7 protein-coding genes and 2 pseudogenes are annotated in these 6,465 nt (G+C 73.2%); 4 read left to right on the top strand and 5 right to left on the bottom strand.

Features of this window, described 5'->3' with window-relative positions; translation table 11 throughout:
• Both OJ962_RS26710 and OJ962_RS26705 read left to right on the top strand, forming a co-directional pair.
• Nucleotides 1–735, top strand: a pseudogene (locus tag OJ962_RS26710) (hypothetical protein); the annotation flags it as partial.
• Between the two features lie 26 nt (nucleotides 736–761).
• On the top strand, nucleotides 762–1,940 hold the full coding sequence (locus tag OJ962_RS26705) for a BaiN/RdsA family NAD(P)/FAD-dependent oxidoreductase (protein WP_202953350.1): 1,179 nt from the start codon (nucleotides 762–764) through the stop codon (nucleotides 1,938–1,940).
• A 1-nt stretch (nucleotide 1,941) separates the two neighbouring features.
• Here the strand turns inward: OJ962_RS26705 and OJ962_RS26700 are convergent, their stop codons facing one another.
• On the bottom strand, nucleotides 1,942–2,328 hold the full coding sequence (locus tag OJ962_RS26700) for a Rid family hydrolase (RefSeq protein WP_202952498.1): 387 nt from the start codon (nucleotides 2,326–2,328) through the stop codon (nucleotides 1,942–1,944).
• Between the two features lie 39 nt (nucleotides 2,329–2,367).
• Here OJ962_RS26700 and OJ962_RS26695 point away from each other — a divergent pair, with 39 nt between their 5' ends.
• Nucleotides 2,368–3,153, top strand: a complete 786-nt coding sequence (locus OJ962_RS26695; protein ID WP_202952497.1) for an IclR family transcriptional regulator — start codon at nucleotides 2,368–2,370, stop codon at nucleotides 3,151–3,153.
• A 97-nt stretch (nucleotides 3,154–3,250) separates the two neighbouring features.
• Here the strand turns inward: OJ962_RS26695 and OJ962_RS26690 are convergent, their stop codons facing one another.
• On the bottom strand, nucleotides 3,251–3,658 hold the full coding sequence (locus tag OJ962_RS26690) for a hypothetical protein (RefSeq protein ID WP_202952496.1): 408 nt from the start codon (nucleotides 3,656–3,658) through the stop codon (nucleotides 3,251–3,253).
• A 10-nt stretch (nucleotides 3,659–3,668) separates the two neighbouring features.
• Nucleotides 3,669–4,108: pseudogene (locus tag OJ962_RS34545) on the bottom strand (helix-turn-helix transcriptional regulator); the annotation flags it as partial.
• A gap of 242 nt (nucleotides 4,109–4,350) precedes the next feature.
• Here OJ962_RS34545 and OJ962_RS26675 point away from each other — a divergent pair.
• The gene (locus tag OJ962_RS26675) at nucleotides 4,351–4,899 is read left to right on the top strand and encodes a hypothetical protein (RefSeq protein WP_270006717.1); all 549 of its coding nucleotides are present in this window, start codon (nucleotides 4,351–4,353) and stop codon (nucleotides 4,897–4,899) included.
• A gap of 68 nt (nucleotides 4,900–4,967) precedes the next feature.
• Here the strand turns inward: OJ962_RS26675 and OJ962_RS26670 are convergent, their stop codons facing one another.
• Both OJ962_RS26670 and OJ962_RS26665 read right to left on the bottom strand, forming a co-directional pair.
• Complete coding sequence (locus OJ962_RS26670) at nucleotides 4,968–5,858, bottom strand: hypothetical protein (protein ID WP_202952492.1); 891 nt, start codon at nucleotides 5,856–5,858, stop codon at nucleotides 4,968–4,970.
• The gene (locus OJ962_RS26665) at nucleotides 5,855–6,394 is read right to left on the bottom strand and encodes an RNA polymerase sigma factor (RefSeq protein WP_202952491.1); all 540 of its coding nucleotides are present in this window, start codon (nucleotides 6,392–6,394) and stop codon (nucleotides 5,855–5,857) included. The genes OJ962_RS26670 and OJ962_RS26665 overlap by 4 nt, the downstream gene beginning before the upstream one ends.
• Nucleotides 6,395–6,465: the final 71 nt, after the last annotated feature.

Raw genomic sequence — 6,465 nt, 5'->3', positions numbered from 1 at the left:
GAGCCCGCCGGCAGGCGGGCACCGGCCCCGGTGCCGCCGGCCACCGAGCCGGCGGGCCGGCCGCCCGCGTCGGTGACCTCCGTGGCGGTCGGCCTCGCGGCGGGGCTGGCACAGAACCTGCTGACGGGGTGGGTGCACGACGCGATGCTCGCCGGGATGCGGCACACCGCCCGCGCCGCCCAGGGCAGCGGTCGAGCGTTCTTCGAGCAATGGCAGCGCCCGGCCGACCTGTCGCCGTTGACGCTCGCGAACACCAACATCGGGCAGTACGCGACCGAGTTGCAGACGGCTCGCGTCGCGGCAGGCGGCCAGATGCTCCAGCAGGCCGCCGCGATCGACGCCCGCCCCGAGCGGGCGGACCGCGTCGCCATGATGCGCCACCTCCAGCTGGAGTACATGGACGACGAGCTGCGACTGATGCGCGTCGAAGGACACGTCGCGCATGCGCTGACGCTGCAGTCACAGCTCGAGGAGCGAGCCGCCGCAGCGGAGCGGCTGCGCGGCACTCTCGAGTCCGGCCCGGCCGTCGCCTGGCTGTTCCACAACGGCTTCTCCGTCGAGGAGATCGACGCGATGAACACCAACCTCGCGACCTACGCCGCTGCGCACCGGACCGCCGTGCAACAGCTGCAACGGCTGCGCGGTGTGGTCCGCGACGCGATCGAGTCGGACCGCCGCACGCTGCAGATGCTCGACGCCGCCGTCGAGCGCGGGCGCTTCGCGCCGGCCCGCTGAACACCGGCGCTTCTAGGGTGAACGCGTTGTTCGCCCCCGACGTTGTGATCATCGGCGCAGGTGCCGCCGGAATGCTGTGCGCCGTCACCGCCGCCGAGCGCGGTCGTCGGGTGCTGCTCGTCGACCACGCCAACAAGGCCGGCAAGAAGATCCTCATGTCCGGCGGCGGGCGCTGCAACTTCACGAACATGTACGCGGAGCCGGCGAACTTCACGTCGACGAACCCGCACTTCTGCAAGTCGGCGCTGGCTCGCTACACGCCGTGGGACTTCATCGCGCTCGTGAGCAAGCACGAAGTGCCGTACCACGAGAAGAAGCTCGGTCAGCTGTTCTGCGACAACAAGTCCAAGGACATCCAGCGGCTGCTGCTGGCCGAGTGCGAGCAGGCGGGCGTCGAACTGCACCTGGACACGTCGGTGCACCGGATCGAGAAGGCCGCGGCCGGCTACGAGCTGGCCACCGACCTGGGGCCGGTCGCGGCGTCGTCACTGGTGATCGCCACCGGCGGGCTGTCGATCCCGACGCTCGGCGCCACCGGTTTCGGCTACGAGGTCGCGCGCCAGTTCGGGCACAACGTGCTCCCCACGCGCGCCGGGCTGGTGCCGTTCACGCTGTCCGGGCGCTTGAAGGAGCTGTGCACCGAGCTGTCGGGCACGTCCGCGGACTGCGTGGCGCGCTGCAACGGCGAGAGCTTCCGCGAGAACCTCCTGTTCACCCACCGCGGCCTGAGCGGCCCGGCCATCCTCCAGATCTCCTCGTTCTGGCGCCCGGGCGACGTCGTCGAGATCAACCTGCTGCCCGACCGCGACGCGCTGGAGTGGCTGCAGGCCGAGCAGGCCGCGCGCCCGAACAGCGACCTCAAGACGGTGCTGTCGGAGGTCTTCACCAAGAAGCTGGCGGCGCTGCTGGCCGAGCACTGGTTCGCGTCCAAGCCCATGAAGCAGTACACGCCGGCGCAGCTGCGCGAGATCGCCGACCGGCTCGGCGGCTGGCAGCTCGTCCCGGCCGGCACCGAGGGCTACCGCACCGCCGAGGTGACGTTGGGCGGCGTCGACACGCGCGAGGTGTCCTCCAAGACGATGGAGTCGCTCAAGAGCCCGGGGCTGTACTTCATCGGCGAGGTGCTGGACGTCCAGGGCCACCTCGGCGGGTTCAACTTCCAGTGGGCGTGGGCGTCGGGCCACGCGGCCGCGCAGGTCGTCTAGCTCAGGCGGGCGCGTACGCGACCGCTTCGATCTCCACCCGCATCCGCGGATCGAGCAGACCGGTGACGAGCATCGACGCGGCCGGCGAGGCCTCACCGAACGCCTCCCCGTGGACGGTCCCGACCGCCTCCCAGTCGCTCGGGTGGACGAGGTAGATCCGCGTGCGCACGACGTCGCCCAGACCGGCGCCCGCGGCCTCGAGCGCGGCGGCGAGCTTGCGCACGACCTCGCGGGTCTGCTCGGCGGGATCGTCGGCGCCGACGACCTCGCCGTCGCCGGACACCGCGGTCATGCCGCTCACGAAGACCCAGTCGCCGGCACGGACGGCCGCGCTGAAGCCGATCGTCGGGGCGTACGGCGAGGGAGAAGGAACGCGGGTCATGGTCATGGCGCCGAGCCTGCCGGAGCGTGCGCGACACTGTGCGCGATGCGTTCCGTCCAACGGAACATGCTCGCGCTCCTCGACGCGCTGGACGGCGAGCCCGTCACGTTGCGCGAGCTCGCACGCCGGACCGGCCTTCCGCTGACGACGGTCCACCGCGCCGTGGCCCCGCTCGTCGCCTGGGGCGGGCTCGAGCGCACACCGGAGGGTCTGATCCCGGGACTCCGGCTCTTCGAGCTGGGCCAGCTGGTGCCGCAGCGCGCGCAGTTGCGCGAGCTCGCCCTCCCGTATATGGGCGACCTGTACGCGGCGACGCACGAGGTGGTGTCGCTCGCCGTGCTCGACGGCACCGACACGGTCTGGATCGAGCAGTGGTCCGGCCGCCTCGCGCCACCGGTGCCGTCGCGCGTGGGCGGCCGGCTGCCGGCGCATGTGACCGCGGCCGGCAAGGTGCTGCTGGCGTCGGCCCCCGCGGCCGTGGACGCGCTGTGCGCCGGAGGGCTCGACCGCCACGGCCCCGGGACGGTCACGGACCCGGCGCGGCTGCGTGCCGAGCTGGCGACCATCGCCGAGAGCGGGCTCGCCATCAACCGCGAGGAGTCGGCCGCGGGCGTGCTGGGCGTCGCCGCCCCGATCCCCGGCGAGAACGGCCCGATCGCCGCGCTGGCGCTCGCGGTGGCCCGCCGCTCGCGCTCGAGTCCGGAAGCGATGGCGCCCGCCGTGCGCACGGCCGCGCTGGCGATCGGCCGCGCCGTCGAGCGCAGCCCGACCTACGACGGCGCCAGAAAGCAAGCGAGGCGCCCCCGAAGGGACGCCCCGTTCACTGAGTGAGGAGGAGGGTTGTTACGACGCAAGGTATGAGGAGGGTCTTGCGGCGCGACAAGACGATTCTGCCCACCGGCTGGGGTTCGCAATCGCCCTGTCGCGGCTATCCGCAACAGGACTCGCCGTAGACGACCGCGGGCCGCTCATACACGCGCTCGCGGTCGGGGACCGGCTCCATCACCACGGCTTGCGCGAGCGGTACGGCGCCGTGGGCGAGTTCGGCCTCGAACCACATGCGGTGGACCGGGAAGAGCGCCACGGCGGTGATGACCAGCAGCGGCGCGGCGAGCCACGCCAGCCCGGCTGCCGTGCGGCGAATCACCAGCACCAGCAGGGCCGGGACCAGCAGCGCCGCCGCGGTCGCCGCGAGCGACGCACCCACGAACAGCAGCCACTGGACGAACAGCCATGCCGGGTCGTCGAGCGCGTAGGGCGCGCGGGTCAGGTTCACGAACCCGGCGACCGCGATGATCGCCCACGCGGTGCAGCCGATGTGCAGCGGTGACGACACGTTCGGGAAGCTAGCGTGGAGACGCGGCACGCACGCGCTGGCGGTAGCGCAGCGGTGACTCGCCGGCGATGCGCTTGAACGCGGTGCTGAAGGCGCTCTCGGACCCGTAGCCCAGCTCCGCCGCGAGCGGTCCGAGCCGCACGTCGCCGTCGCGCAGCGCGCGCTGGGCGAGCACCATGCGCCACTGGTTGAGGTAGGTCAGCGGCGGCACGCCGGCCGCGGCCCGGAAGCGCTCGGGGGACGACGTGCGTGACATGGCGGCGGCGCGCGCGAGGTCCTGCAGGCCCCACGGCTCCCCGGCCGCTCGTGCATGCGGTCGAGCGCGGGCCGCAGGCGATCGTCCTTGATGGCGTGGAGCAGGCCGGGCGGGAGCTCGGCGAGGTCGAGGTAGGCGCGCAGGACGTGGAGCAGCAGCAGCTGCCCGTGCTGGCGGATCGCGAACGTGGAGCCGAGCTCGCCGGCCCGCTGCTCGCCGGCCTCGGCGGCCTCTACCTCTCGGACAACGACGTCTCGCCCCTGGACCCCGAACCGCGGCCGATGGACTTCGACCACCCGCCCGCCGATGTCGCGCTCGCCCGCGATCGACCCGCAGTCGGCGCGACGTCTGTGGGCGCTGAGTGAGGACCTTCTGCGCAACCCGGCCCGGACGGCGGCGTCTCAATGATGTGCTCGCGCTCCGCATGGTCGCCGTCGTGGCGGCTCTCCTGCTCGTTCCCGTCGCCGCGGTCCACGCGCAGGAGTGGGACCCGATCGTCGTCGACTGCGTCGACGACAGCGTCCTGCAGGGCGACTACTCCGTCACGGAGATGCGCACGGCGATCAACAACCTGCCGGCGGGCATCTCCGAGTACGCGGACTGCCAGGACGTGATCTCGCGCGCGATCGCGGAGAAGACCAAGGTGACGAACCCGAACCCGACCCCACCGCCGGAGCCTTCACCAGCGGCGGCAGCCCCGCCCGCGTCCCGGCCGGCCGCCGCGTCCACCCCCTCGCCCGCGCCCGCGGCACAACTCACGGGCAAGGACCCGGGCATCGTCGTCGGCCCTTCGACCGAGCAGGACTGGCGGGCGATCGAGCGCGCCAACGAACGCGGCGGAGACCCGCCGGCGATCGAGGGCCGTCCGATCACACCGGTGGCCAGCATCGGCCGCAACCCGCTGCCCGAGTCGGTGATCGCTGTCCTCGCACTGCTCGCAGCGGCCGCGCTGGCGGCGAGCACGCGGATTCTGCGCAGGCGATGACCACCGCTGAAAGGGCGTTCGCCCCGGCGCGTTGAGCGCCCCCTCTTCACGGGTCAGCGGGCGCGCGCTCACCCGTCCAACCTGGGCGGCGTGCCCGGACACGCGGACCTTCCGTCCTTGCGCTCGCGGCAGCGCTTGCGCCACTCGCGGTACTCGCGCTCGAAGCGGCGCACGTCCGCCGAGCTGTGCACGACGCGCTTGGTCCCTTCAGGCACGACGATCCGCAGCCGCGCCTCGTTCTGCGGCGTGATCGGGAGCCGCTCGAACGCCTCCACCACGAACGTCGACGTCATCGCCGGCCCGCGGTTGCCGAACTTCGTGGTCGTCGACCCGCCGACGGGGGCGAAGGTCGCCGGGTCGACGTCGATCACCGTGTCGACGTGGCGGCTCGTGCGCACGAGGCGGCGCACGGTCCGGCCGCCGGACTGGACCTCGCCCCGGTCCTGCACCGCGCCCGACGCGAGCATGCCGCGCAGGTCGGTGTCCGGCTCGGCGCCCTGCGTAAGCATGTTCGGGAGCCGCGACTGCGGCGTGTCGTCCTTGTAGCCCTGCCGGACCGTCAGCGTCCCGGCGCGCAGCCACGACAGCTCGCCCCCGGCGTACGCGGCCTGCTCCTGCGCCGGCCCGCCGACCCACCACTGCTTCAGGCGCCAGCGCTCGGGTGCCTGCGCGGTCCACGTCTCCTGGTAGGCCTGCTGGATACCGCTGACGCCGGGCGGCGCGTCGGTGCGGATGCGCATGTGCAGGATCACCCCGCGGGGGTCGAGCGCGCGGCGGGCGGCGGCGACCGCGTCCACGGGCTGCGTCCCGCCGCCCGGCCCGAGCGCCAGCACGGCGCCGAGGACCGCCACGGCGACGACGAGCAGCGTCCCGGCCGCGAGCTGCCCGCGCCGCCGCGGCGGCTTGGCGCCGCGGACCTGCGCGCCGAAGCGCTCGAGGTAGGCGTCGAGCTCGCTCATGATGACCTCGCGTGTTCGATGGTGGCCGCGTCGAGCAGCCCGGCGAGCCTCGCCAGGCCGCGCGATACGCGGGTGCGAGCCGCCTGCTCGCTCATGCCCAGGCGGCCCGCGAGCTCCGCGTACGGGACGTCGTCGACGACCCGTAGGTGGACCGCCTCCCGCACGCCCGGAGAGAGCTGCGCGAGCGCACCCGCGAGCTCGGCGCGCAGCTCGCTCAGGCCGGCGCGCTCGGCCAGCTCGGCGAGCAGATTCGGGGACGCCGGCTCGCGCTCGAAGCGCAGCCGCTGCACCGCGCGCTGCTCGGTCCGCCCTCGCTCGTAGTAGCGGGCGAGCTGGCGGCGGGCGATCGTGTACAGCCACGCCGCCGCCTCTTCACCCGTCCGCCCGCGGAACCGCCGCGAGGCGGCGATCGCCTGCGCGAACGTCTCAGCCCACAGGTCGAGCGCGACCTGCGGGTCGGCCGTGCGGCGCGTGAGGAACAGCAGCAGCTCCTCGCCGTGCCGGCCGTACAGCGCGTCGATGTCCAAGCGGCCCATACGATCCCATCAGTGCGACCAGGCGCCGATCTGTGTCAGTCAAGCGCATGGGCGCAGCATCACGGACTAGA

It is taken from the genome of Solirubrobacter deserti (genome assembly GCF_027587175.1).
GTDB lineage: Bacteria > Actinomycetota > Thermoleophilia > Solirubrobacterales > Solirubrobacteraceae > Solirubrobacter > Solirubrobacter deserti.
Note: the sequence above shows the minus strand (reverse complement) of the source record. Positions and strands in the feature narration are given on the sequence as shown.